This window comes from Streptomyces sp. NBC_00354, from assembly GCF_036106915.1.
Classification (GTDB): domain Bacteria; phylum Actinomycetota; class Actinomycetes; order Streptomycetales; family Streptomycetaceae; genus Streptomyces.
On sequence record NZ_CP107983.1, the window covers coordinates 5,092,013 to 5,115,826 of the forward strand.

At 72.0% G+C, this 23,814-nt stretch carries 18 protein-coding genes and 1 riboswitch; of the genes, 14 read left to right on the forward strand and 4 right to left on the reverse strand.

Features of this window, described 5'->3' with window-relative positions; genetic code table 11:
- Window positions 1–118 precede the first annotated feature (118 nt).
- Window positions 119–3,673: a transcription-repair coupling factor gene (gene mfd / locus OHT74_RS23350; protein ID WP_328621289.1), complete on the forward strand. Its 3,555-nt coding sequence runs from the start codon at window positions 119–121 to the stop codon at window positions 3,671–3,673.
- Between the two features lie 75 nt (window positions 3,674–3,748).
- Here the strand turns inward: mfd and OHT74_RS23355 are convergent, their stop codons facing one another.
- Both OHT74_RS23355 and OHT74_RS23360 read right to left on the reverse strand, forming a co-directional pair.
- Entirely contained in the window at window positions 3,749–3,931 is a 183-nt protein-coding gene (locus OHT74_RS23355; RefSeq protein ID WP_328621290.1) for an antitoxin, read from the reverse strand.
- Window positions 3,932–4,003: 72 nt separating this feature from the next.
- Window positions 4,004–4,855 carry a hypothetical protein gene (locus OHT74_RS23360; RefSeq protein ID WP_266666373.1) on the reverse strand — a complete coding sequence of 284 codons (852 nt, stop codon included), beginning with the start codon at window positions 4,853–4,855 and terminating at the stop codon, window positions 4,004–4,006.
- A gap of 269 nt (window positions 4,856–5,124) precedes the next feature.
- On the opposite strand from OHT74_RS23360, the gene OHT74_RS23365 reads away from it, so the two are divergent.
- Both OHT74_RS23365 and OHT74_RS23370 read left to right on the forward strand, forming a co-directional pair.
- Window positions 5,125–5,700, forward strand: a complete 576-nt coding sequence (locus tag OHT74_RS23365; protein ID WP_328621291.1) for a hypothetical protein — start codon at window positions 5,125–5,127, stop codon at window positions 5,698–5,700.
- Entirely contained in the window at window positions 5,697–7,208 is a 1,512-nt protein-coding gene (locus tag OHT74_RS23370) for a serine/threonine-protein kinase (RefSeq protein ID WP_328621292.1), read from the forward strand. Before OHT74_RS23365 ends, OHT74_RS23370 begins: the two co-directional genes overlap by 4 nt.
- A gap of 10 nt (window positions 7,209–7,218) precedes the next feature.
- Here the strand turns inward: OHT74_RS23370 and OHT74_RS23375 are convergent, their stop codons facing one another.
- Complete coding sequence (locus OHT74_RS23375) at window positions 7,219–9,648, reverse strand: YfhO family protein (RefSeq protein WP_328621293.1); 2,430 nt, start codon at window positions 9,646–9,648, stop codon at window positions 7,219–7,221.
- 192 nt (window positions 9,649–9,840) lie between these two features.
- Between OHT74_RS23375 and OHT74_RS23380 the strand changes: the two genes are divergently transcribed.
- Both OHT74_RS23380 and OHT74_RS23385 read left to right on the forward strand, forming a co-directional pair.
- Window positions 9,841–10,467: a SurA N-terminal domain-containing protein gene (locus tag OHT74_RS23380; RefSeq protein ID WP_266666379.1), complete on the forward strand. Its 627-nt coding sequence runs from the start codon at window positions 9,841–9,843 to the stop codon at window positions 10,465–10,467.
- Between the two features lie 61 nt (window positions 10,468–10,528).
- A complete protein-coding gene (locus OHT74_RS23385; RefSeq protein WP_328623376.1) occupies window positions 10,529–11,554 on the forward strand; it encodes a nucleoside triphosphate pyrophosphohydrolase in 1,026 nt (341 codons plus the stop codon).
- A 20-nt stretch (window positions 11,555–11,574) separates the two neighbouring features.
- On the opposite strand, the gene OHT74_RS23390 is transcribed toward OHT74_RS23385, so the two are convergent.
- A complete protein-coding gene (locus tag OHT74_RS23390; protein WP_328621294.1) occupies window positions 11,575–12,783 on the reverse strand; it encodes a globin domain-containing protein in 1,209 nt (402 codons plus the stop codon).
- Between the two features lie 130 nt (window positions 12,784–12,913).
- Between OHT74_RS23390 and OHT74_RS23395 the strand changes: the two genes are divergently transcribed.
- The 9 genes from OHT74_RS23395 (at window position 12,914) to OHT74_RS23435 (ending at window position 23,740) form a co-directional block, all read left to right on the forward strand.
- The gene (locus OHT74_RS23395; RefSeq protein WP_328621295.1) at window positions 12,914–14,188 is read left to right on the forward strand and encodes a cytochrome P450 family protein; all 1,275 of its coding nucleotides are present in this window, start codon (window positions 12,914–12,916) and stop codon (window positions 14,186–14,188) included.
- A gap of 102 nt (window positions 14,189–14,290) precedes the next feature.
- Window positions 14,291–15,313 carry a LysM peptidoglycan-binding domain-containing protein gene (locus tag OHT74_RS23400; protein WP_328621296.1) on the forward strand — a complete coding sequence of 341 codons (1,023 nt, stop codon included), beginning with the start codon at window positions 14,291–14,293 and terminating at the stop codon, window positions 15,311–15,313.
- Window positions 15,314–15,595: 282 nt separating this feature from the next.
- Window positions 15,596–15,767: riboswitch (cyclic di-AMP (ydaO/yuaA leader) on the forward strand.
- A gap of 2 nt (window positions 15,768–15,769) precedes the next feature.
- Entirely contained in the window at window positions 15,770–16,471 is a 702-nt protein-coding gene (locus tag OHT74_RS23405; RefSeq protein WP_266666387.1) for a transglycosylase family protein, read from the forward strand.
- Window positions 16,472–16,790: 319 nt separating this feature from the next.
- Window positions 16,791–18,077: a phosphopyruvate hydratase gene (gene eno / locus OHT74_RS23410; protein WP_037793436.1), complete on the forward strand. Its 1,287-nt coding sequence runs from the start codon at window positions 16,791–16,793 to the stop codon at window positions 18,075–18,077.
- 125 nt (window positions 18,078–18,202) lie between these two features.
- Window positions 18,203–18,691 (forward strand): FtsB family cell division protein, encoded by a 489-nt coding sequence (locus tag OHT74_RS23415; protein ID WP_266666391.1) that lies wholly within the window; start codon window positions 18,203–18,205, stop codon window positions 18,689–18,691.
- A gap of 73 nt (window positions 18,692–18,764) precedes the next feature.
- The gene (locus OHT74_RS23420; protein ID WP_328621297.1) at window positions 18,765–19,340 is read left to right on the forward strand and encodes a DUF501 domain-containing protein; all 576 of its coding nucleotides are present in this window, start codon (window positions 18,765–18,767) and stop codon (window positions 19,338–19,340) included.
- The gene (locus tag OHT74_RS23425) at window positions 19,337–20,278 is read left to right on the forward strand and encodes a Ppx/GppA phosphatase family protein (RefSeq protein ID WP_328621298.1); all 942 of its coding nucleotides are present in this window, start codon (window positions 19,337–19,339) and stop codon (window positions 20,276–20,278) included. Before OHT74_RS23420 ends, OHT74_RS23425 begins: the two co-directional genes overlap by 4 nt.
- Before the next feature lie 447 nt (window positions 20,279–20,725).
- The gene (locus OHT74_RS23430) at window positions 20,726–22,111 is read left to right on the forward strand and encodes an NAD(P)/FAD-dependent oxidoreductase (protein ID WP_266666397.1); all 1,386 of its coding nucleotides are present in this window, start codon (window positions 20,726–20,728) and stop codon (window positions 22,109–22,111) included.
- 234 nt (window positions 22,112–22,345) lie between these two features.
- Complete coding sequence (locus OHT74_RS23435) at window positions 22,346–23,740, forward strand: cyclopropane-fatty-acyl-phospholipid synthase family protein (RefSeq protein WP_328621299.1); 1,395 nt, start codon at window positions 22,346–22,348, stop codon at window positions 23,738–23,740.
- Window positions 23,741–23,814 lie beyond the last annotated feature (74 nt).

Below are 23,814 nucleotides of genomic sequence, written 5' to 3' on the forward strand. Positions count from 1 at the left end.
GGAGTGACCGCAATCCCTCGCGCGGGCGAGGGGGCGGCGTCGTAGGGTGGGAAGCCCCGGCCCGTGAGACGTGTCGGGCCCTTCGCGTTGCCCCTTCACCGGACGGAAGTCTCCTTTCATGAGCCTGCACGGACTGCTCGACGCCGTCACCCGGGACCCGGCCCTCGCCGAGGCGGTCACCGCGGCCGGCGACGGCAACCGCATGCACGTGGACCTCGTCGGACCGCCGGCCGCACGGCCCTTCGTCATCGCCGCGCTGGCCGCCAGGACCGAGCGGACCGTGCTCGCGGTCACCGCCACCGGGCGGGAGGCCGAGGACCTGGCCGCGGCGCTGCGCTCGTTCCTGCCGCCCGACGAGGTGGCCGAGTACCCGTCCTGGGAGACCCTTCCGCACGAGCGGCTCTCGCCGCGCAGCGACACCGTGGGCCGGCGGCTCGCCGTACTGCGCCGCCTCGTGCACCCGAGCAAGGACGACCCGGCCGCAGGGCCCGTCTCCGTCGTCGTCGCGCCGATCCGGTCCGTGCTCCAGCCGCAGGTCAAGGGGCTCGGAGACCTGGTCCCGGTGAGCCTGCGCCAGGGCGTGAGCGCCGATCTGGGGGAGATCACCGAGGCGCTGGCCGCGGCCGCGTACTCCCGCGTCGAGCTCGTCGAGAAGCGCGGGGAGTTCGCCGTGCGCGGCGGCATCCTCGACGTGTTCCCGCCCACCGAGGAGCACCCGCTGCGCGTGGAGTTCTGGGGCGACGAGGTCGAGGAGATCCGCTACTTCAAGGTCGCCGACCAGCGGTCCCTGGAGGTTGCCGAGCACGGCCTGTGGGCCCCGCCCTGCCGGGAGCTGCTGCTGACCGGCGAGGTACGGGAGCGGGCCGCGGCCCTTGCCGAGGAGCACCCCGAGCTCGGCGAACTGCTGAACAAGATCGCCGAAGGGATCGCGGTGGAGGGCATGGAGTCCCTCGCCCCGGTCCTCGTCGACGACATGGAACTGCTGATCGACGTCCTGCCGGCCGGGTCCATGGCCGTGGTGTGCGACCCGGAGCGGGTGCGCACCCGGGCCGCCGACCTGGTGGCGACCTCGCAGGAGTTCCTGATGGCCTCCTGGGCGGCCACCGCCGGCGGCGGCGCGGCCCCCATCGACGTCGGTGCGGCCTCGCTGCGCGGGATCGCGGACGTCCGGGAGCACGCGCGCGAACTGGGCATGATGTGGTGGTCGGTGTCCCCCTTCGCCGCCGACGAGGCGGCCGGCGGCACAGCGACAACAGCCGACGAGCCGGCGGTTCTGAAGCTCGGCATGCACGCCCCCGAGGCCTACCGCGGCGACACGGCCCGGGCGCTCGCCGACACCAAGGGCTGGATCGCCGGGGGCTGGCACACCGTCTACCTCACCGAGGGCCACGGCCCGGCCGCACGCACCGTCGAGGTGCTCGGCGGCGAGGGCATCGCGGCCCGGCTCGAGGCCGATCTGCGCAGCCTGGAGCCGTCGATCGTCCACGTCGCGTGCGGCTCCCTCGACAACGGGTTCGTCGACCCCGCGCTCAAGATCGCCGTCCTCACCGAGACGGACCTGACCGGCCAGCGCACCGCCACCAAGGACCTGGGCCGGATGCCGACCCGGCGCCGCAAGTCCATCGACCCCCTCACCCTGGGCGTCGGCGACTACATCGTCCACGAGCAGCACGGCGTCGGCCGCTACATCGAGATGGTCCAGCGCACCGTGCAGGGCGCCACCCGCGAGTACCTCCTCGTCGAGTACGCCCCCGCCAAGCGCGGCCAGCCCGGCGACCGCCTCTACATCCCGACCGACCAGCTGGAGCAGGTCACCAAGTACGTCGGCGGCGAGGCCCCGACCCTGCACCGGCTCGGCGGCGCCGACTGGACCAAGACCAAGGCGCGCGCCAAGAAGGCGGTCAAGGAGATCGCCGCCGACCTGATCAAGCTGTACAGCGCGCGCATGGCGGCCCCCGGCCACACCTTCGGCCCCGACACCCCCTGGCAGCGCGAGCTGGAGGACGCCTTCCCGTACGCGGAGACCCCCGACCAGCTCACCACCATCGCCGAGGTCAAGGAGGACATGGAGAAGTCCGTCCCCATGGACCGGCTGATCTGCGGCGACGTCGGCTACGGCAAGACCGAGATCGCAGTCCGCGCCGCCTTCAAGGCGGTCCAGGACGGCAAGCAGGTCGCCGTCCTCGTCCCCACCACACTGCTGGTTCAGCAGCACTTCGGGACCTTCTCCGAGCGCTACAGCCAGTTCCCGGTCAACGTGAAGGCACTCTCCCGCTTCCAGAGCGACACCGAGTCCAAGGCCACCCTGGAGGGCCTGCGCGAGGGCTCCGTCGACATCGTCATCGGCACGCACCGGCTCTTCTCGCAGGAGACCAAGTTCAAGGACCTGGGCCTGGTCATCGTCGACGAGGAGCAGCGCTTCGGCGTCGAGCACAAGGAGCAGCTGAAGAAGCTGCGCGCCAACGTCGACGTGCTGACCATGTCCGCGACCCCGATCCCGCGCACCCTGGAGATGGCGGTGACCGGCATCCGCGAGATGTCGACCATCACCACCCCGCCCGAGGAGCGCCACCCGGTGCTCACGTTCGTCGGCCCGTACGAGGAGAAGCAGATCGGCGCGGCCATCCGGCGCGAACTGCTGCGCGAGGGCCAGTGCTTCTACATCCACAACCGGGTCGAGTCCATCGACCGGGCGGCCGCCAAGCTGCGCGAGATCGTCCCCGAGGCGCGGATCGCGACCGCGCACGGGCAGATGTCCGAACAGTCCCTGGAACAGGTCGTCGTGGACTTCTGGGAGAAGAAGTTCGACGTGCTCGTCTCGACGACGATCGTCGAGTCCGGCATCGACATCTCCAACGCCAACACCCTCATCGTGGAGCGCGGCGACAACTTCGGCCTCTCCCAGCTGCACCAGCTGCGCGGCCGCGTGGGCCGAGGGCGCGAGCGCGGGTACGCGTACTTCCTCTACCCGCCGGAGAAGCCGCTGACCGAGACCGCGCACGAGCGGCTCGCGACGATCGCCCAGCACACCGAGATGGGCGCCGGCATGTACGTGGCGATGAAGGACCTGGAGATCCGCGGTGCGGGCAACCTGCTCGGCGGCGAGCAGTCCGGGCACATCGCGGGCGTCGGCTTCGACCTCTACATCCGCATGGTCGGCGAGGCCGTGGCCGACTACCGGGCGGCCGTCGAGGGTGGGGTGGAGGAGGAGCCGCCGCTCGAGGTCAAGATCGAGCTGCCGGTCGACGCACACGTCCCGCACGACTACGCGCCCGGCGAGCGGCTGCGCCTCCAGGCGTACCGGTCCATCGCGTCGGCGAACTCCGAGGCGGACGTCAAGGCCGTACGCGAGGAGCTCCACGACCGCTACGGCAAGCTGCCGGAGCCGGTGGAGAACCTGCTGCTGGTGGCCGGGCTGCGGATGCTGGCGCGGGCCTGCGGGGTCGGTGACATCACCCTCCAGGGGCCCAACATCCGCTTCGGGCCGGTGGAGTTGCGCGAATCGCAGGAGCTGCGCCTCAAGCGGCTCTACCCGGGCGCGGTGCTCAAGCCGGCCACCTCGCAGGTGCTGATCCCGCGGCCGAAGACCGCCCGGGTGGGCGGGAAGCCGCTGGTCGGGCGGGAACTGCTGGCCTGGACCGGGGAGTTCCTCACCACGATCCTCGGGTCGTAAGCGTCTTCGTACGGCCAGGCGCGCGGCCGGTGACCTGCGGGTCTCCGGCCGCGCCGCGGGCTGCTCGGGCGCGGGCTACCTGTTCGGGTCGTCGTCGATGCCCAGCTGCTTCTCGACCTGCTGCTGGCCCTGGTCGACCTGCTTTTCGTACGTGCCGCCGGTGCGCTGGTTGATCTGCTGCTCCGCGGCGTCGGACGCCTGCTTCGCCTGCTTGCTGTGGCCGTGCAGCATTTCCTTGGCCCTGTCGAAGATCCCCATGCGAGAGCTCCCTTCCGTATCCCTTTTGCGACGCTACGCGCGTTTCCGGGGATCCGCCCGCCGAGGTCGGCCTCAGACCGACTCGCCGGGGACGCCGCCGCCCAGCTTCGACAGGTCCAGGACGTCCGCGCCGTCCGGCAGGGCCGTGTCGACGGGCGTACCGAACGCGGAGAAGAGGATCTCCCCGGTCTCGTCCCCGGAGACGGTGGACTTGAGCATGTACGGGGTGCCCTGCGTGGCTATGTAATCGGTCTCCGTACCCTCCTTGGCCGCCGTCGTGATCGCCAGCGCCTGCTTGCCGTCGATGGTGACCGTCTCGCCCTTGCGGGCCAGCGGGTTGGCCCGGCCGCTGCCGCCCGTCAGCTTGCCCAGGTCGCACACGTGGGCCATCGAGGCGGCACGGGGATCGGAGAGCGGCACCTTCAGCCAGCGGTCGGCGAGCATCGCGACCATCGCGTCCACCTGCTTCTTCGGGGTGTGCTTCTGCGCAGCCGCGCCCCGCCAGTAGTCCTCGTCGCCCTTGAAGTGGATGAGGTCGGTGGACTTGACGAGGTTCATCCTGCCCATGCCCTCGTACCGGATCACGCCGTTGCAGCTGCCCTTCTTGTCGAGGGACAGCTCGAACTCCATCGGCTTGCCCTCCTCGCGCACCTTCGCGACGACGTGGGCCGACTCGACCTTGCGCATGGCCTCGTACGACTGGCTCAGGATCTCGGCGCCCGACAGGTCGGAGAGCACGCCCGTGCTCTTGTCCTTGTTCTTGGCCGTCGGCGAAGGCGTGGCCCCGTTCGAGGCCTGCTCGGCGGCGCGGGCCGCCCTGCCGACGTCGGCGGCCTTGCCCCCGCCCCCCGGCAGGCAGGCCGTCGTCAGCCCGAACAGGGCCGTCGTGGCCAGTACCGACACGCCGATGGTCCGGCTCCGCATGTGGATTCCCCCTTGGAACAACAACTCGACTGCCGAGGGTAGTCGCCGCCGGTCAGGGGGCCTCGACGATTTCCGCCCGGGCGGCGCGGCCCGCGGCGGCCGGAGGTGTGCGGCGACCCTGCAACGGTTGCGCGCATCCCCTCACTGGCGGCCGGAAACGCTGTATACGCTCAGACCCGAAACTTCGTCGACACGGTCCGTCAGGAGCAGCGATGCACGGCCCCGGCCTCCCGCCGCAGCAAGGCCCCCAGCCCAGTACCGGGGGAATCGTGGCACTGCGCGTGCTGTTCGCCCTGCTGCCCGTCCTGAGCTGCGGCTTCCTGGGCTGGGGCACGATGCTGCGGCTCGCGGTCGTCACCCGCAAGCCCCGGGACTGGTGGCTGCTGGCCGTCAACTGCGCGCTCACCGTCGCCTGGATTGCGTTGATCGGCGCCGACCCGACGCCCGACACCGACGGCTGGCAGGGCAACACCGGCGCCTTCGGCATCATCATCACCGGCTTCCTGACCTGCGTGTACTTCCTCGTCGCCGACATCCGGCACTACGGAGCCCGCGCGGCGGCCCCGACCGCCCCCTGGTACCCGGCGCAGCCCGCGCCATACGTTCCGCCGCAGCAGCAGGCCCGGCCGGCGTACGGATACCCGCCGGCCCAGCAGCACACGCCGATCCCCACCCCGACTCCGGCACCGGCCCCCGCACCGGCCACCCCGCCGCGGATCGGACAGGTGCGCGCCGAGCTCGACGAGCTGAGCGAACTGCTGCGCAAGCAGACCCCGCACCCGCACCCGAACCCGCAGGCGAACCCGAACACGCCCGGCAACGAGGGTGAGGGCCCGGCCCGGTGACGGACGACGACCGGATCATCGGCGAGCGCTACCAGCTCGCCTCCATCCTGGGACAGGGCGGCATGGGCCAGGTCTGGACGGCGTACGACCAGCGGCTGGACCGCCGCGTCGCCGTCAAGCTGCTGCGCCCCGACAAGGTGGCGGGCCCCGGCTCCGTCGCCGACGAGCTGCGCCGCCGCTTCGTGCGCGAATGCCGGGTCACGGCGCAGGTGGACCACCCGGGCCTGGTCACGGTCCACGACGCGGGCAGTGACGGCGACGAGCTGTTCCTCGTCATGGGCTACGTCGAGGGCACCGACCTCGCCGACCACCTCGCCCAGCACGACCCGTACCCCTGGCCGTGGGCGGTCGCCGTGGTAGCCCAGCTGTGCGGGGTGCTGTCGGCCGTGCACGCGGTGCCGATCGTGCACCGCGACCTGAAGCCACGCAATGTGATGATCCGCCCGGACGGCACCGTGCTGGTCCTCGACCTCGGCGTCGCCTCGGTGATGGACACCGACACCACCCGCCTCACCAGCACCGGCACACCGATCGGCAGCCCGGCGTACATGGCGCCCGAGCAGGCGATGGGCGGCGCGGTGGGCCCCCACACCGACCTCTACGCCCTGGGCGTGCTGCTGTACGAACTCCTCAGCGGCAACGTTCCCTTCGCCGGGTCCACCGCACTCGGCGTACTGCACCGCCACCTGTACGAGCCGCCGGTCCCGGTCCGCAGGATGCGCCCCGAGATCCCGCACCAGCTCGAGGCGGTCCTGCTCCACCTCCTCGCGAAGGACCCGCAGGACCGGCCCGCCTCCGCACAGCACGTGTACGAGGCCCTCGCATCGCTGCTGCCCAAGGAGGGCACGCCGGCCGGCACGCTCGACCCGACCCGCCCCTTCCTGCGCCCCCACGCCCCCTGGCCGGACCGCGCCTCCACCATCCCGCCGCAGCCGACCGCACCGCCGACGCCGCCCCGGAAGCCGGACATCCCCGCCGCGGTGGACGAGGCCCGCAGCCTCCTGGACCAGGGCCGCCTCACCCAGGCCGTGGACATCCTCGGCGGGATCCTCCCGGCCGCGGCGGCCGAGCACGGCGAGCACTCACCGGTGGTCCGCTCCCTGCGCAAGCAGTACGCCGCCACGCTGATGGACGACGGCCAGTACCGCCGCGCCCTGCCCGAACTGCGCCGCCTCGCCGACGAGTTCCCGGCCGGCGACCCCCAGTCCCTGCGCTTCCGCTACGACGCGGCCCAGTGCCTGGAGCAGCTCGGCGCCCCCGGGGCGGCCCTGGCCGAATACCGCTCCCTGCTCCCGCTGTTCGAGAACCACTACGCCAACCCGGACCCCGGCCTCCCGCTGGAGGTCCGCCGCCGGATAGCCCAGCTGCTGCTCTCCATGGGCGACCGCCCCGCGGCCCACGACACCCTGGCCCGCCTCCTGTTCGACGCGGAGCGCGTCCACGGCCCGGCGCACCCCTTCTCGACGGAGGTCCGCCGCACCCTGCACTGGCTGAGCCAGGTCCGCTGACGCCCGCGGCTCAGGCCCGGGTCGCGGCGGGCTCCGCGCAGGCGTCGGCCTCCCGGGCGCCCGGCACGTCCGGCCTGCCGGTCCGGGGCCTGCGGCGCCGCTGCGCCGCGAGGAATGCGCCCAGCAGCAGGAGGGCCGTTGCCGCGACGGCCGTGCCCGGGAGGAGGCCCGGGGGGCGGAACGTACAGGTGATCGTCGTGGTGCCCGGGGTCATGGGGACGGAGACCAGGCCCAGGTACGGCGTGGCCGGGCGGTCGTTGCAGGTCCAGCCCGCGATCGCCGGGGACGAGAGGACCGCCGTGCCCGTGGTGCCCGCCGGGACGGTGGCGCGCACGGTCGACGAGCCGACCCGCAGGGACGTCGGCGCCGTCGCGCGGAGCGCGGCCACCGCCGGGTCCAGGTGGGCGCGGTCCAGGCAGGACAGGGCCCAGCGCGGGGGCGCGGCGGCGTCGAAGACCAGCGCCGAGGCGGCCCCCCGGGAGGCGCCCAGCGGCTGGAGGGCCGCCCGGTTGCGGGGGGCGTTGCCGTTCAGCCGGAAGGCGGGGCCGTCTGCGAGGCGGGCCGTCGCGTTGTACTCCGGAGCCCAGAGGTAGGCCTCGGTGCCCGCCCGGCACACCCCGGGGGAGAGGGGGTCCTCGTACACCCTGGCGCCCAGCAGGAGTTCCTGGTTGGCGAACGGGGGCCCGTCGTCGTCGGCGTACGACGGCGTGGGCCCCGGCGGACGGATGGTGATCAGCGGGGGCACCTGCGCGCGGCCGATCGTGCCGTCCGGCTGCAGGCGGGCGCCGACCGAGAACACCGCGTCCGTCACCGGGTTGTCGATGCTCTGCACGTTGCGTCCGCGCGAGGTCCAGCCCGCCCCGAGGGCCACCATCGTCCGCGTGAACACGTCCGGGGTGTGGCTGCTGTAGTACGCGCCGCCCTCCCCGCCCAGCAGCAGCGGATCGTTGCCCGACAGCGCCGGCCGGCTCGGGTCCGTGCGGTACGCCGGCCAGCCCTCGGCGCCGGCCAGGGCCTCGGCGCGCGCCGTGTGCGCCGCCCCCCACGAGGGGTAGTCGTCCAGGCCGCCCAGCTTGCCCTTGTGCCCGAACGCAGTCGTCGCCGCGGCCTGGCCGACCAGCACCAGCGCCAGCACCCCGGCCGCCGGGAGGACCAGCCTGCGGTGGCGCAGACACCACCAGGCCCCCGCCGCGAGCGCCAGCCCGCCACAGAACAGAGCGAACCCCCACGTCGTCGCCAGCGTGCTGCCGCTCGCCGCCACGGCCGCCGCGGCCAGCACCGCCGCCCCCGCCGCCAGCGCCCGCGGCCCCGGCGGCCCGGCCGTCGCCAGCCCGGTCCACGCGGCGATCACGGCCACGCCGGCCAGCACGAACGTCTGCCGGTACGGGCTGCCGTTCGGGGTCGCGAACACGTGCCAGGCCAGGTGCGTCGGCGTCCACTGGAAGGAGAGCAGGACGGCCGCCGTCAGCCCCGCCCACCCCAGGCGGGCGGGCGTCGGCACCGCCCGGTGGAACGGCAGGGCCGCCACCAGCAGCAGCGTCCCCGTACCCACGAAGAGCGCCGGCGAGGAGAAGGAGTACGTCGCGGGCAGGACCCGCGCGAACAGGTCCGGCCAGGACACCGGCGCGAACTGCCGCGTCCACCCCGGGTACGCCTGCTTCGAGCTCAGGAAGAGGGGGAGCAGCACCGGGGCGGACACCGCGATGCCCAGCAGGGTCGTCCCCGCGCCACGGACGAGCACCCGCAGCCGGTCCCGTACCCCCCGGCGGGTCAGCACCACCTGCAACAGGAGCACCAGCGCGGCACCCAGCGTCGCCATGTAGGCCGTGTAGAAGTTCGCCGTCCAGCACAGCGCCACCACGAGGACGGCGACCGCCGGCCGGCGCCCCCGCAGCGCCCATTCACCCGTCAGACACAGGAGCGGGAACGCGATCAGCCCGTCCAGCCACATCGGGTTGTACGAGGCCTCGATCACCGACCAGCCGCACAGCGCGTACGAGGCCGCCAGCAGCCCCGCCGCCCACCACGGCCCGCGGTGCAGCGTGCGCAGCAGCCAGGCCATCGCCGCCGCCGCGGCGGCCATCTTGAGCACGGTGACCACGTACACGGCGAGGTCGATGTCCTCGCGCGGGAACAGGGCGACGAGCACCGCGAACGGGCTCGAGAGGTAGGTGCCGACGTCGGGCAGGAAGCTCGTGCCGTAGCCGGACTGCCAGTTGAGCAGCAGCCCGCCCTCCGCGCGCCCGTGCAGGAGGTCCCACAGGTGGGCGTGGAAGGGGACGAACTGGTTCCCGAGGTCGTTGATGCTGCGGTGGCGGTGCCCGTACGGGAACACGCGGGCGGCCGCGTCCCCGGCGCACACGGCCACCGCCGTGATCAGGGCGGCGAGGGCCGAGCCGTGCAGGCTCCGACGGCGCGGCGAGCGGTGCGGTGTCGACATGGTGGGCCGACTTTGGCAGCGCCGGTGGACCAAAGGGTTGCCGCCGGGTGGCTGTGACATCAACAGATGCGCACCCCGACACCCCGGGAATCGTTGGTCGAACCGGTGGCTCGGATCAGCTTGACTGCATACCATCGATCACCGCACGGCCCTTGTGCACCGACGCACAATCTCCCGGCCCTGGAGGCTCCTTTGCACCGTCGCACAGCGCTCTCCGTCTCCGCCGCCCTGCTCGCGGCGGCCCCCCTGCTGTCCGCCTGCTCGGGTCAGGCCCGCCCCGGCACCGCGGCCGTCGTCGGCGGCGAACGGATCACCACCTCCGCGCTCCAGGCCCAGGTGGGCGACGTCCGCGCGGCGCAGAACGAGTCCGGGCCGACCGCCGCGCAGCTCATCCAGGCCTCACCCGGCCTGGAGCGCGTCAAGCTCAACAAGATGATCCAGACCGTCGTCCTGGAGCGCGCCGCGAAGGAGGCGGGCGTGAGCGTCGGCGAGAAGGAGGTCCAGGACTTCCGCAAGGCCCAGCTGGAGAAGGCCGGCGGCAGCGAGAAGCTCGCCGCGGCCGCCCTCGAGCAGGCCCAGCTGGCACCCGGCCAGCTCGACGCCGACGCCCGCTTCAAGCTGCTGCGCGACAAGCTCTTCGACCACTACGGCAGCCAGGACAAGGCGGTCGAGAAGCTCGCGTCCGCCGCGAAGGCGCTGCACATCGAGGTGAACCCGCGCTACGGCGTCTGGGACGCGCAGCAGATCGTGCTCGGCGACCAGGACACCCCGTGGATCGTCCAGCGGACCCGGCCCGAGCAGGCCCCCGCCGGAGCCTGAGCCGCCCGTCCGGAGGTAGGTTCGGAGGGTGAATGACCACGCCGCCGAACCCGCCCCCGCCGTGCCCGCCGCCGATCCTGCCGCTGCCGACGACACCGGCGCCGGCCGGATCGTCCTGCTGACCGCCAGCCACCGGGTCGCCCCCGGCCTGCTGTCCTGGCCGGCCTGGCAGACCCTGCACGCCGCGGACCGGGTGCTGTGCGCCGACCCGGGCCACCCGCAGCTGCCGTACCTGCGCGAGGCGGGCGTCGAGGTCGCGCACGAGACCCCGGACGCGCACGCGCTGGTCGAGGCCTGCGCCGGGGGCCGCACGGTCGTGGTGATCCCGGGCGGCGAGGGCGACCAGCGGCTCACCGACGGACTGGCCCGGCTCGCCGGCTCCGGCCGCGTCGACATGCCCGACCTCGAGCTGCTGCCCGGCTCCTACGATCTGCCCGGCGCCCGCCTGCTCGACCTCGTCCAGGTGATGGACCGGGTCCGCCGGGAATGCCCCTGGACCTCGCGCCAGACCCACGAGGGACTGGTCAAGTACGCCACGGAGGAGGCGTACGAGCTGGTCGAGGCCATCGAGGACGGGGACCGGGAGGCGCTGCGCGAGGAGCTCGGCGACGTACTCCTGCAGGTCGTCTTCCATGCGCGCATCGCCGAGGAAGGCCGTCCCGGCGACGGGGCCGAGCCGTTCTCCATCGACGACGTGGCCGGCAGCCTCGTCGAGAAGCTGATCCACCGGCACCCGCACGTCTTCGGGGACGCGGACGCGCAGACCCCGGAGGACGTCAGCGCGCACTGGCAGCGCACCAAGGCGGTCGAGAAGCAGCGGGAGTCGGTCACCGACGGGATCCCGCTGGGCCAGCCCGGTCTCGCGCTCGCGGCCAAGCTCGCCGGCCGGGTCCGCACGGGCGGCGTGGCCGTGGAGCTTCCCCGCGGCGAGGGCATCGGGTACGAACTGCTGGAACTGGCGGCGCGCGCCGAGGCGGCGGGCGTCGACCCGGAGACCGCGCTGCGCGCCGCGGCCCGCGTCTACCGGGACGCGATCCGCGCCGCCGAGGGCATCGGCGAGGGCATTGGCGAGGACGTCGGCGAGTAGCCCGCGGCAGAAGACGGGCCCTACCGGGGCGCGCGGCCCGACGGGTTGTGCCAGTGCGGGGCGGGGCGGCTCAGGAACCACTCCCCGAAGCCCAGGGGCCGGCCGTTCGGGCCGTGGCCCGTGCCGGCGGCGGGTACGGAGTCGTGCAAGATCCGGCCGGGGAGGGCGCCGAGTTCCCGGAGCAGGTACGCGGTCTCGTCGATGAACGGCGGCGGGCCGCTGAGGTAGACGTCCTGGTCGGGCCAGAGCGCCCGGTGGCCGAGCGCGGTCGCGAGCCGCCCGGTGGCCTCGTTGCGGTGCTGCCCGGGGGCGGGCGTGATGTAGGTGACGCCGAGCCAGCCGAAGGCGGCGGCGTACTCGTCGATCAGCGGCCGGTCGTAGAGGTGGGCGGCGTCCCGCGCGACGACGAAGAGCCGTACGTCCTGGTCGGGGGGCTGCCCGGCGAGCTCCTCCAGCATGGCCCGGATCGGTGCCCAGCCGGTGCCCGCCGCGATGAAGCTGACCGGCCGGTCGGCGCGGCGGAAGGTCAGCTGCCCGCCGGCGGCGCCGAGCCGCAGCATCTCGCCGGGCCGGGCCTCGCGGACCAGGGCGGTGCTGAGCCGGCCGTGCTCGATGCGGCTGACGTGCAGGTCGAGGGTGCCGTCCGGGCGCGGGGCGTTCCCTATGGAGTACGTGCGCCAGGTCGTCGGGACCCGCTCGCTGCTCACGCTCACGTACTGGCCGGGGAGATAGGGGAACGGGGCGTGCGGGCGCAGCGTCAGCACCCCTATGTCCTCCCCGTACTGGAGGTGGCGGACGATCTCGGCGTCCCACCACGGCGGGTCCTCGCTCGCGGCGGCTCCTTCCATCATGGCGTCGGCGACCACCTGGTACGCCTCGGACCAGGTCTTCTCCACGCCCGGGGTCCAGGCCTCGCCGGAGGTCCGGGCGAGCGCGGCGAGCAGGCTGGAGCCGACGGCCGCGTAGTGCTCGGGCCTGGCGAGGAACTTGCGGTGGTCGCGGCCGAGGTCGTGGAGATAGTCGTGGAGATAGGGGAGGAGGCCCTCGTCGTCCATGTGGGCGACCACGTGGGTCAGCGCGGCGAAGAGCCGGTCGCGCTGGCGTTCCATGTCCTCGGCGGAGGCCGGGAAGAGCTCACGGATCCCGGGGTTGTGCCAGAAGAGGTGGGAGTAGAAGTACTTGACCGCGTGCTCGGCCCTTCTCTCCACCACCGCGAAACTGCTCTTCAAGATCCTCGCATCCACAGAACCGAAAGTAGGAGGGCCGGGGAACCCGAGGTCAAGCGATGGCGGATCTACGGACAGCCGCGGCGAACGACCCATATGGGATGGCGGCCGGCCCGCGGGATACGGTCAGCGGGTGCACGAGCCGACCTCCGCAGCCCCCGAAGACAGCACTCCTCCCCAGGGTCCGACCCTGTTCGACTGGGAGTTCGCGACCGATCCGTACCCGGCGTACGCCTGGCTGCGCGAGCACTCCCCGGTGCACCGCACCAAGCTTCCCAGCGGGGTCGAGGCCTGGCTGGTCACCCGGTACGCCGACGCCCGCCAGGCCCTCGCGGACCAGCGGCTCAGCAAGAACCCGGCGCACCACGCGGAGCCGGCCCACGCCAAGGGCAAGACCGGGATCCCGGGGGAGCGCAAGGCGGAGCTGATGACGCATCTGCTCAACATCGACCCGCCGGACCACACCCGGCTGCGGCGGCTGGTGTCGAAGGCGTTCACCCCGCGCAGGGTGGCCGAGTTCACCCCGCGGGTGCAGGAGCTGACCGATCACCTCATCGACCAGTTCGTGAGCAAGGGGGAAGCGGATCTCATCCACGAGTTCGCCTTCCCGCTCCCCATCTACGCCATCTGCGAGATGCTCGGCGTACCGCGCGAGGACCAGGACGACTTCCGCGACTGGGCCGGGATGATGATCCGCCACGGCGGCGGCCCGCGCGGCGGGGTCGCCCGCTCCGTGAAGCAGATGCGGACCTATCTCGGTGAACTCATCCACCGCAAAAGGGATGATCTGGGCAATGACCTCATCTCCGACCTGATCCGCGCGAGCGACCACGGGGACCACCTGACGGAGGCCGAGGCCACGGCGATGGCCTTCATCCTCCTGTTCGCGGGTTTCGAAACCACGGTCAATCTGATCGGTAATGGGGTACATGCCCTTTTCATGAACCCGGATCAGCGCACCCGTCTCCAGGACTCCCTCGCCGCCGGTGAGAGCGGCCTGCTGGAGACCGGCATCGAGGAGCTGCTCCGCTACGACGGCCCCGTGGAGCTGGCCACCTGGCGCTTCGCCACCGAGCCGCTGACCCTCGGGGGCCAGGACATCGCAGCCGGCGATCCGGTGCTCGTCGTCCTCGCCGCGGCCGACCGGGACCCCGAGCGGTTCGTCGATCCGGACACCCTCGACCTCTCCCGCACCGACAACCAGCACCTCGGTTACGGGCACGGCATCCACTACTGCCTGGGTGCTCCGCTCGCACGACTTGAGGGGCAGACCGCGCTTGCGACTTTGCTGAAGCGTCTGCCGGATCTGGAACTTGCTGTTCCGTCCAACGAGCTTCGCTGGCGCGGGGGTCTGATCATGCGTGGCCTGCGCACTCTTCCCGTCAGGTTCACAGCCCGAAACATCTGAAGGGCGCCTGACCGTAAGTCAGCCCCCGTCAAGAGTTGTTACTAGCGTGCTAAGACGGCTAGGTTCTGCCGTTACCCAGCCGTTATGCGAAAGGTGCAGCTCATGCGTTCCGGGAACGGCCGCCACAGACGCCCCCGCCAGGTACCCGCGATAGTCGTCACCGCCGGAGTCACCGGTTCCGCCTTGGCCCTGCCGCTGCTCGCCGCCACCGGCGCGAGCGCGGCGGACACCTCCACGTGGGACAAGGTCGCCGAGTGCGAGAGCGGCGGCTCCTGGAGCGCCAACTCCGGCAGCGGGTCGTACGGCGGACTTTCGTTCACGCAGGAGCAGTGGAACTCCTCGGGCGGCCTCGACTTCGCCGAGCGCCCCGACCTCGCCAGCCGTTCGCAGCAGATCGCCGTCGCCGAGCGGGTGCTGGGCACCCAGGGCCCCCAGGCGTGGGGGCAGTGCTCGGAGTCTGCCGGGCTGACCCAGCAGGCCCCCGCCGCGACCGTGGACCCGGGCCTGCCCGGCACGCTCGGCCCCGTCGCCCCGAGCCCCTCGCGCCCGGACCACTCGGTCCCGAAGGGCGGCTCCGGAGCGAAGGCACTGGACTTCGGCGCCCCGACCCCGACTCCGGCCCCGGACTTCACGCTCCCGCCGGCGCCGCTCGCGCCGAACAGCGGACTGCCCGTCATGCCCGACCCGGACGTGCCGTCCACGTCGCCGACCGCCCCGGTGCTCCCGGGCGACCCGACCGCGAACCCGGGTACCCCCACGGCCCCGACGACGCCCACCGCGCCGACGACCCCGGGGAACCCGGCGGACCCGAAGGCTCCGGGCGTCCCGGCCGACCCCAGCGCCCCCGCGGCCCCGGGTGCCCCGGGCGCCTCCACCGACCCGAGCGCCATCCCGGACACCTCCGGCAACGGCAAGCACCGTGGTACGCCCGCCCTCGAGCTGCCCGTCGCATCTGAGGGGGCGTCGGCGCCCTCGTACACGGTCCAGGCGGGCGACAGCCTGGCCACCATCGCGTCTGCCAAGAAGCTCAAGGGCGGCTGGAACGCGCTCTACCACGCCAACGAGCAGGTCATCGGCGATGACGCCGATCTGATCAAGCCCGGCCAGAACCTGGATCTAAGCTAGGAATAGCGGCACTTCGGACACCCATAAAGAGCTGAATGTCCGTTATCCGCAAGTGAGACATGTGTCTCTTCCGGTCAACTGGCGTGTCCCGCCTGGAGCCTTCCGCAAACCCCGTCCTCACCTGCGCAAACGGCCGTAAAGGGAGCGCAAGTAGGGGCCGTTTCTCCCCGGTGTTCCTCGTTGAACATCGGGGAGAGACCTGCCTACCTTCTGAGTCGCCCGCCACCGCGGGCTCCTTCGACCGCATCGCCGAATCCTGCCGGCGGCCGGAGGGAACAGTCGTCGCGTAAAGCGCCGAAGGCAGGAGCGGGGGAACCAAGGTAGGCGCCGGGACCGGCCGTTGAGAGACGGTCACGGAAACGGCTAGGGGTTAAGTCGTGCGCCTCGTCGCACGGCCGGGCACTCATCAGCCCGAACCCGACAGCTCACCTCGCAGGCGTCGGTGAGGAGAACTCCATGCTGCTTTCCGGCAAGGGCAAGCACCGCCGCGCCACGGCCATTCAGCGGACCACCCGCATCGTCACGCTCGCCGGCGTCGCCGGTGTCGCCGTCGCCGCCCCGCTCATGGCGGCCGGCTCGGCCTCCGCCGCCACCTCCACGGAGTGGGACCGCGTCGCGCAGTGCGAGTCCGGCGGCAACTGGTCCATCAACACGGGCAACGGCTACTACGGCGGCCTGCAGTTCTCGTCCTCCACCTGGGCCGCGTACGGCGGCAAGGCGTACGCCGCGCAGGCCAACCAGGCCTCCAAGTCGCAGCAGATAGCCATAGCCGAGAAGGTCCTCAAGGGCCAGGGCAAGGGCGCGTGGCCGTCCTGCGGCGTCGGCCTCTCCAACTCCTCCTACACCGGCGGTGGTACGACCGACACCCCGAAGAAGACGGAGCAGAAGACCGAGACCAAGAAGACCCAGCCGAAGAAGACCGAGCCGAAGAAGGAGACGAAGCGCTCCGAGGCTCCGACGACCCGCTCCGAGCGCTCCGAGGCCCCGGCCCCGAAGACCGGCAACGGCTCGTACGAGGTCAAGCCCGGCGACACCCTGGGCACCATCGCCGAGGCCAACGGCGTCAAGGGCGGCTGGGAGAAGCTCTTCGAGCTCAACAAGGACATCGTCTCGGACGCCGACCTGATCTTCCCGGGTCAGAAGCTGAAGCTCAGCTGAACCCTGCCGTAACAACTGCGGCAGCGAGCACAACACGCAGCATCCCCACCGCCCGGCGCGTCTCCCCCCACGCGCCGGGCGGCGGCGTTTGTCCGGCCCGAGCCCCTCCTGTTCCCCTCCCGGTCCCGCCCCGGACCGGGCCGGGACCCCCCTTGGTCAAGAGTCCTATGTACCGGAAGGCGGGTATTCGGGCCCTTTTTCGTCCCAGGAGGCGGGCGGTCGGCTGGCCGAGTGCCCGGAGCCGGTTAGGCTCTAGTCGGCGGGGCCATCCCACGGCCTGACATGCCACCGCACACCCAGCGTCACATCCCAGAAGGAGATGCTCGTGCCGTCCATCGACGTCGTCGTAGCCCGGGAAATCCTGGACTCCCGAGGCAACCCCACGGTCGAGGTCGAGGTGGGCCTCGACGATGGCAGCACCGGCCGTGCTGCAGTTCCGTCCGGCGCCTCCACCGGTGCATTCGAGGCCATCGAGCTCCGTGACGGTGACCCCAACCGTTACTTCGGCAAGGGCGTCGAGAAGGCCGTCCTGGCCGTCATCGAGCAGATCGGCCCGGAGCTCGTCGGCTACGACGCCACCGAGCAGCGTCTGATCGACCAGGCCATGTTCGACCTGGACGCCACCGACAACAAGGGCTCGCTCGGCGCCAACGCCATCCTCGGCGTGTCCCTCGCCGTCGCGCACGCCGCGTCCGAGGCCTCGGACCTCCCGCTCTTCCGCTACCTCGGCGGTCCGAACGCGCACCTGCTGCCCGTTCCGATGATGAACATCCTCAACGGTGGGTCGCACGCCGACTCCAACGTGGACATCCAGGAGTTCATGATCGCCCCGATCGGCGCGGAGTCCTTCTCCGAGGCCCTGCGCTGGGGTGCCGAGGTCTACCACACCCTCAAGAAGGTCCTGCACACCAAGGGCCTCTCCACCGGCCTGGGCGACGAGGGCGGCTTCGCCCCGAACCTGGAGTCCAACCGCGCCGCGCTCGACCTCATCGTCGAGGCCATCAAGCAGGCCGGCTACGTCCCCGGCAAGGACATCGCGCTCGCGCTCGACGTCGCCGCGTCCGAGTTCTACAAGGACGGCAAGTACGAGTTCGAGGGCCAGTCCCGCTCGGCCGCCGAGATGACCGAGTACTACGAGGAGCTCGTCTCCGCGTACCCGATGGTCTCCATCGAGGACCCGCTGTACGAGGACGACTGGGCCGGCTGGAAGACCCTCACCGACAAGCTGGGCACCAAGGTCCAGATCGTCGGCGACGACCTCTTCGTCACCAACCCGGAGCGCCTGGCCCGCGGTATCGAGGAGGGCTCCGCCAACGCCCTGCTCGTCAAGGTGAACCAGATCGGTTCGCTGACCGAGACCCTCGACGCCGTCGAGATGGCCCAGCGCAACGGCTTCAAGTGCATGATGTCGCACCGCTCCGGTGAGACCGAGGACGTCACCATCGCCGACCTCGCCGTCGCCGTGAACTGCGGTCAGATCAAGACCGGCGCCCCGGCCCGCTCGGACCGCGTCGCCAAGTACAACCAGCTGCTGCGCATCGAGGAGATCCTCGACGACGCCGCGGTGTACGCGGGCCGCTCCGCCTTCCCGCGCTTCAAGGGCTGAGGGCTGAGGGCTGAGGGCTAGGGGATAACCACGCTCTTGCCTCCGTACGTCCCCGCACTCGGTCCCGTACCGTGTGCGGGGACGTATTGCGTAGTGCGTACCGCGTACAAGGGGAGGCGGGATCAATGGCCGGGAACCGGGATCGGTTCTCCACCTTCTCCACCGCGACCAGGCTCAAGCAGCTCGGCGAGCGGACCGCCGCCCACGTCTACCGCTCGCAGACGCGCCGTCAGGTCCGCCGCAGCCGGCTCACCGGCCGGGCCGCGCTCCTGGTGCTCGTCCTCTGTACGCTGGTCGTCGCCCTCGCGTATCCGATGCGCCAGTACGTCTCCCAGCGTTCGGAGATCGCGAAGCAGCAGCGGGCCGCCGAGGCCGCGAGCCGGCGCCTCGAACGCCTCCGCGACGAGAAGGCCCGCTGGCAGGACAACGCGTACGCGGAGCAGCAGGCGCGCAAGCACCTGCACTTCGTCCGCCCGGGCGAGATCAGCTACATCATGACCGACCCCGGGGCCGGGGCCGCCGATCGGCACCGCACCGGAACGGCCGGATCTGACCGGCCCTGGTACTCGAACGTCTGGGACGGCGTCGACAAGGCCGACCGCCCCGGCGAGTGACGAGCAACGGCACTCCGAGTACCGCACCCGAGCACCGCACCCATCCACGAGAACGAAGAGACTTCCTCCAGGCATGCAGACGCCCCCGCCCCAGACCGACCGGACCGAGCCGACCGACGCGGACATCGAGGCGTTCGAGCAGCAGCTCGGCCGCCCGCCGCGCGGGCTGCGCGCCATCGCCCACCGCTGCCCCTGCGGCCAGCCGGACGTGGTGGAGACCGCCCCGCGCCTCCCCGACGGCACGCCCTTCCCGACGACGTACTACCTCACCTGCCCGCGCGCGGCCTCCGCGATCGGCACGCTCGAGGCGAACGGCGTGATGAAGGAGATGCAGGCCCGGCTCGCCGAGGACCCCGAGCTGGCCGCCGCCTACCAGGCCGCGCACGAGGACTACATCCGGCGCCGCGACGCCATCGAGGTGCTCCAGGGCTTCCCGAGCGCCGGCGGGATGCCGGACCGGGTGAAGTGCCTGCACGTGCTGGTCGGCCACTCGCTGGCCGCCGGGCCCGGGGTGAACCCGTTCGGCGACGAGGCGCTGGCGATGCTGCCGGAGTGGTGGGCCAAGGGCGCCTGCGTCACCCCGTGCGCTGAGAAGGCGGAGAAGGCGGAGAACGCGGAGAAGGCGGAGCAGAAGGAGTCGGACGCGTGACCCGCGTCGCCGGAATCGACTGCGGTACGAACTCCATCCGCCTGCTCGTCGCGGACTGCAACCCGGAGACCGGCGAGCTGGTGGAGCTGGACCGGCGGATGACGATCGTCCGCCTCGGCCAGGGCGTGGACAAGACGGGCCGGCTGGCCCCGGAGGCGCTGGAGCGCACCTTCGCGGCCTGCCGCGAGTACGCGGCGGTCATCAAGGAGCTGGGTGCGCAGCGGCTGCGCTTCGTGGCGACCTCGGCCTCCCGCGACGCCGAGAACCGGGACGAGTTCGTCCAGGGGGTCCTCGGCATCCTGGGCGTCGAGCCCGAGGTGATCTCCGGCGGCCAGGAGGCGGAGTTCTCCTTCATCGGCGCCACCAAGGAGCTGACGGGCACCACCCACCTGGAGAAGCCGTTCCTGGTGGTGGACATCGGCGGCGGTTCGACCGAGTTCGTGGTCGGCGAGGAGCACGTACGGGCGGCCCTTTCGGTCGACGTGGGCTGCGTCCGCATGACCGAGCGCCACCTGGTGGTGGACGGCGCGGTCACCGACCCGCCGACCGCACAGCAGATCGCCGCCATACGGGCCGACATCGAGGCGGCGCTGGACCTCGTGGAGCAGACGGTCCCGCTGTCCGAGGCGCGCACGCTGGTGGGCCTGGCCGGCTCGGTGACCACGGTCGCCGGGATCGCCCTCGGGCTGCCGGAGTACATCTCCTCGGCGATCCACCACGCCCGGATCTCGTACGAGCAGGTCCGTGAGATCACCGAGCGCATGCTGACGTCGGTGCACGCCGAACGCGCGGCGATCCCGGTCCTGCACCCGGGCCGGGTGGACGTCATCGGCGCGGGCACCCTGGTGCTGCTCGCGATCATGGAGCGCATCGGCGCCTCGGAAGTCGTGGTCTCGGAGCACGACATCCTCGACGGAATCGCCTGGTCCGTCGCCTGACGGGTGGGTCGCGGGGGGCTTGTGCGGGGCTCGCGCGAGGGTCGCGGGGGGCCTGCCGGGGACCTCTGGGGGCCCTTACGGGGGCCTTAGGTCCCACCCTCCACAGAAAGTTCGTGAAGTTCTTCACAAGGAAAAGGGGCCTGATGGGCCGCGGGAAGGTCTCTTTGGGGGGCTCCCGGGGCTCGCAGGCCTCTTTTTCGTGTGCGTTCGTGCGTTTCGAGGGTGCGGTCCCGCCTCGTCGGTAGGTATCCACCAACCCGGTGGTCTACTCCGCTTATGGGCTTGGAGGCCAGTTCAGGACGGGTGAACAACGACTCCCGTTACACCCTGGTTCCCGTTCGGCGCCATGACCTCCGTCACGTGGGCCGCGCAGTGTAACAGAGGCCTTCCGACACCTTGTGAAGGGGCTCACGAGCGACACCCCTTTGGGTGCTGGATACTCGTTGCATGAGCACCACGGAGCGTCCCAGGATCCTCGTTGTAGGAGGTGGGTACGTAGGCCTGTACGCGGCCAAGCGGATCATGAAGAAGATGCGCTATGGCGAGGCGACCGTCACGGTCGTCGACCCGCGGTCGTACATGACCTACCAGCCCTTCCTCCCCGAAGTGGCCGCAGGCAGCATCTCGCCTCGGCACGTCGTCGTCCCGCTGCGACGCGTGCTGCCCAAGGCAGAGGTTCTCACCGGCCGGGTCACCAGCATCGACCAGGACCGCAAGGTCGCCGTCGTCACGCCGCTCGTCGGCGAGGCGTACGAGCTGCCCTTCGACTACCTGGTGATCGCGCTCGGCGCCGTCTCCCGCACCTTCCCGATCCCCGGCCTCGCCGAACAGGGCATCGGTATGAAGGGCGTCGAAGAGGGCATCGGCCTGCGCAACCACGTCCTCGAGCAGCTCGACAAGGCCGAGTCCACGACGGACGAGAACGTCCGCCGCAAGGCCCTCACCTTCGTCTTCGTCGGCGGCGGCTTCGCCGGTGCCGAGACGATCGGCGAGGTCGAGGACATGGCCCGCGACGCCGCGAAGTACTACACCACCATCAAGCGCGAGGACATGCGCTTCATCCTGGTGGACGCGGCCGACAAGATCCTCCCCGAGGTCGGGCCCAAGCTCGGCACCTGGGGCAAGGAGCACCTTGAGTCGCGCGGCATCGAGATCTACCTCAACACCTCCATGGACTCCTGCGTGGACGGTCACGTGGTGCTGAAGAACGGCCTCGAGGTCGACTCCAACACCATCGTGTGGACCGCAGGCGTCAAGCCGAACCCGGCGCTGGCCCGCTACGGCCTGCCGCTCGGCCCGCGCGGCCACGTCGACACCGCCCCGACCCTCCAGGTCCAGGGCACCGACTACATCTGGGCCGCGGGCGACAACGCCCAGGTCCCGGACATGGCCGCCCGCAAGGCCGGCGTCGAGAACGCCTGGTGCCCGCCGAACGCCCAGCACGCGCTGCGCCAGGCCAAGGTCCTCGGCGACAACGTCATCTCGGGCATGCGGGGCTTCCCGCAGCACGAGTACGCCCACTCCAACAAGGGTGCGGTGGCGGGCCTCGGCCTCCACAAGGGCGTCGCGATGATCGTCATGGGCAAGATGAAGATCAAGCTCAAGGGCCGGCTCGCCTGGTACATGCACCGTGGCTACCACGGCATGGCCATGCCGACCTGGAACCGCAAGATCCGCGTCTTCGCCGACTGGACCCTCGCCATGTTCCTCAAGCGCGAGGTCGTCTCCCTCGGTGCGCTCGAGACCCCGCGCGAGGAGTTCTACGAGGCCGCCAAGCCGGCGCCGGCTCCGGCCGCCGCGGCAGCCCCCGCCGCGAAGGCCAAGGCCTCCTGACCCGGGTCTGACCGGCAACTCTCCAGCACGTCCCCGAAGGGGCTGCCCGCCATCCGTGGTGCGGGCGGCCCCTTCGGCGTTCCCGGCAGCCGCTGGGGCGGACCTTCGGCCGGCCCCTCCGGCTGCCCCTCCGGCGGTCCGCCCGATGGAGGGGTGTCCGATGGAGGGGTGTCCGATTGACGGGCCCCGGAAATGGGTAGGCCGTTCGGTCGGATCGTTCTGGAGGTGCCTACGATGACCGACGCCGCGCCGCGGCTGGCCACTCTTGCCGAGACACTGCTGGGCGCCCCCGTGCCCGTCCGGATTCGCGCCTGGGACGGCAGCGAGGCCGGACCGCCCACCGGCCCCACCCTGGTGCTGGCCAACCGGCGCGCCCTGCGGCGCGTCCTGTGGCGACCGGGTGAACTGGGCCTGGCCCGTGCCTGGGTCGCCGGCGACATCACCGTCGAGGGTGACCTGTTCGAACTGCTGGACCGGGTGGCCGGACTGCTCTGGGAGCGGGATCCCGCCGCCGCACCCGAGGCCCCGCCGGCGGTCCGCCGCTCCGGGCTCGGCAAACTCGCCGCCCTGCGCCCGCACCTGCCCCACCTGCCCGGGCGGGCCGCGGCGGGCGCCGCCGGGACCGCCGCGCTGCTGCGCGACCCGGCCGCCCGGGCCGCCCTGCGCGAACTCGTCGCCCTGGCCCGGCCGTGGCCGGCGCCCGCGCCGCCGCCCGAGGAGGCGCCCCGCCGCGGCGGCCCGCTGCACACCAGGAGCCGCGACCGGCAGGCGATCAGCCACCACTACGACGTCGGCAACGAGTTCTACGAGCACGTCCTCGGCCCCTCGATGGTGTACTCCTGCGCCTACTGGAGCCCCGGCTCCACCCTGGAGGAGGCCCAGCGGGACAAGCTCGACCTGGTCTGCCGGAAGCTGGGCCTCGAGCCCGGCCTGCGGCTCCTCGACGTCGGCTGCGGCTGGGGCTCCATGGCCCTGCACGCGGCCCGGGAGTACGGGGTCCGCGTCACCGGCATCACCCTCTCGCGCGAGCAGGCCGTGTACGCCCGCAAGCGGGCCGCGGAGGAGGGGCTGGCCGACCGGGTCGACATCCGGATCCAGGACTACCGGGACGTCAAGGACGGCCCGTACGACGCCATTTCGTCCATCGGCATGGCCGAGCACGTCGGCGCCGACCGCTACCGCGAATACGCCCGCACCCTGCACGCCCTGCTGGCCCCCGGCGGCCGGCTGCTGAACCACCAGATCGCGCGCCCGCCGGAGCCGGACGAAGAGGCGTACCGCGTCGACGAGTTCATCGACGCCTACGTCTTCCCCGACGGCGAGCTCTCCCCGCTGGGCTCGACGGTGGGCGAGCTGGAGCGGGCCGGGTTCGAGGTCCGCGACGTGGAGGCGCTGCGCGAGCACTACGGGCTGACCCTGCGCGCCTGGGTGGCCCGGCTGGAGGAGCACTGGGAGGCGGCCGTACGGCTGACCTCGCCCGGGCGGGCCCGGGTCTGGCTGCTGTACATGGCGGCCTCGGCGCTCGGCTTCGAGCACGGCCGGCTCGGCGTCAACCAGGTCCTCGCGGTGAAGTCCGCGGCGGCCGGCCGCTCGGGCCTGCCGCTGCGGCTGCGCACCTGGGGCGCGTGACCCCGTACGGCAGACCTCGTACGGCAGGCCTCCGTGCAAACGGGGGAAGGGCCCCGGGGCGCGCCCCGGGGCCC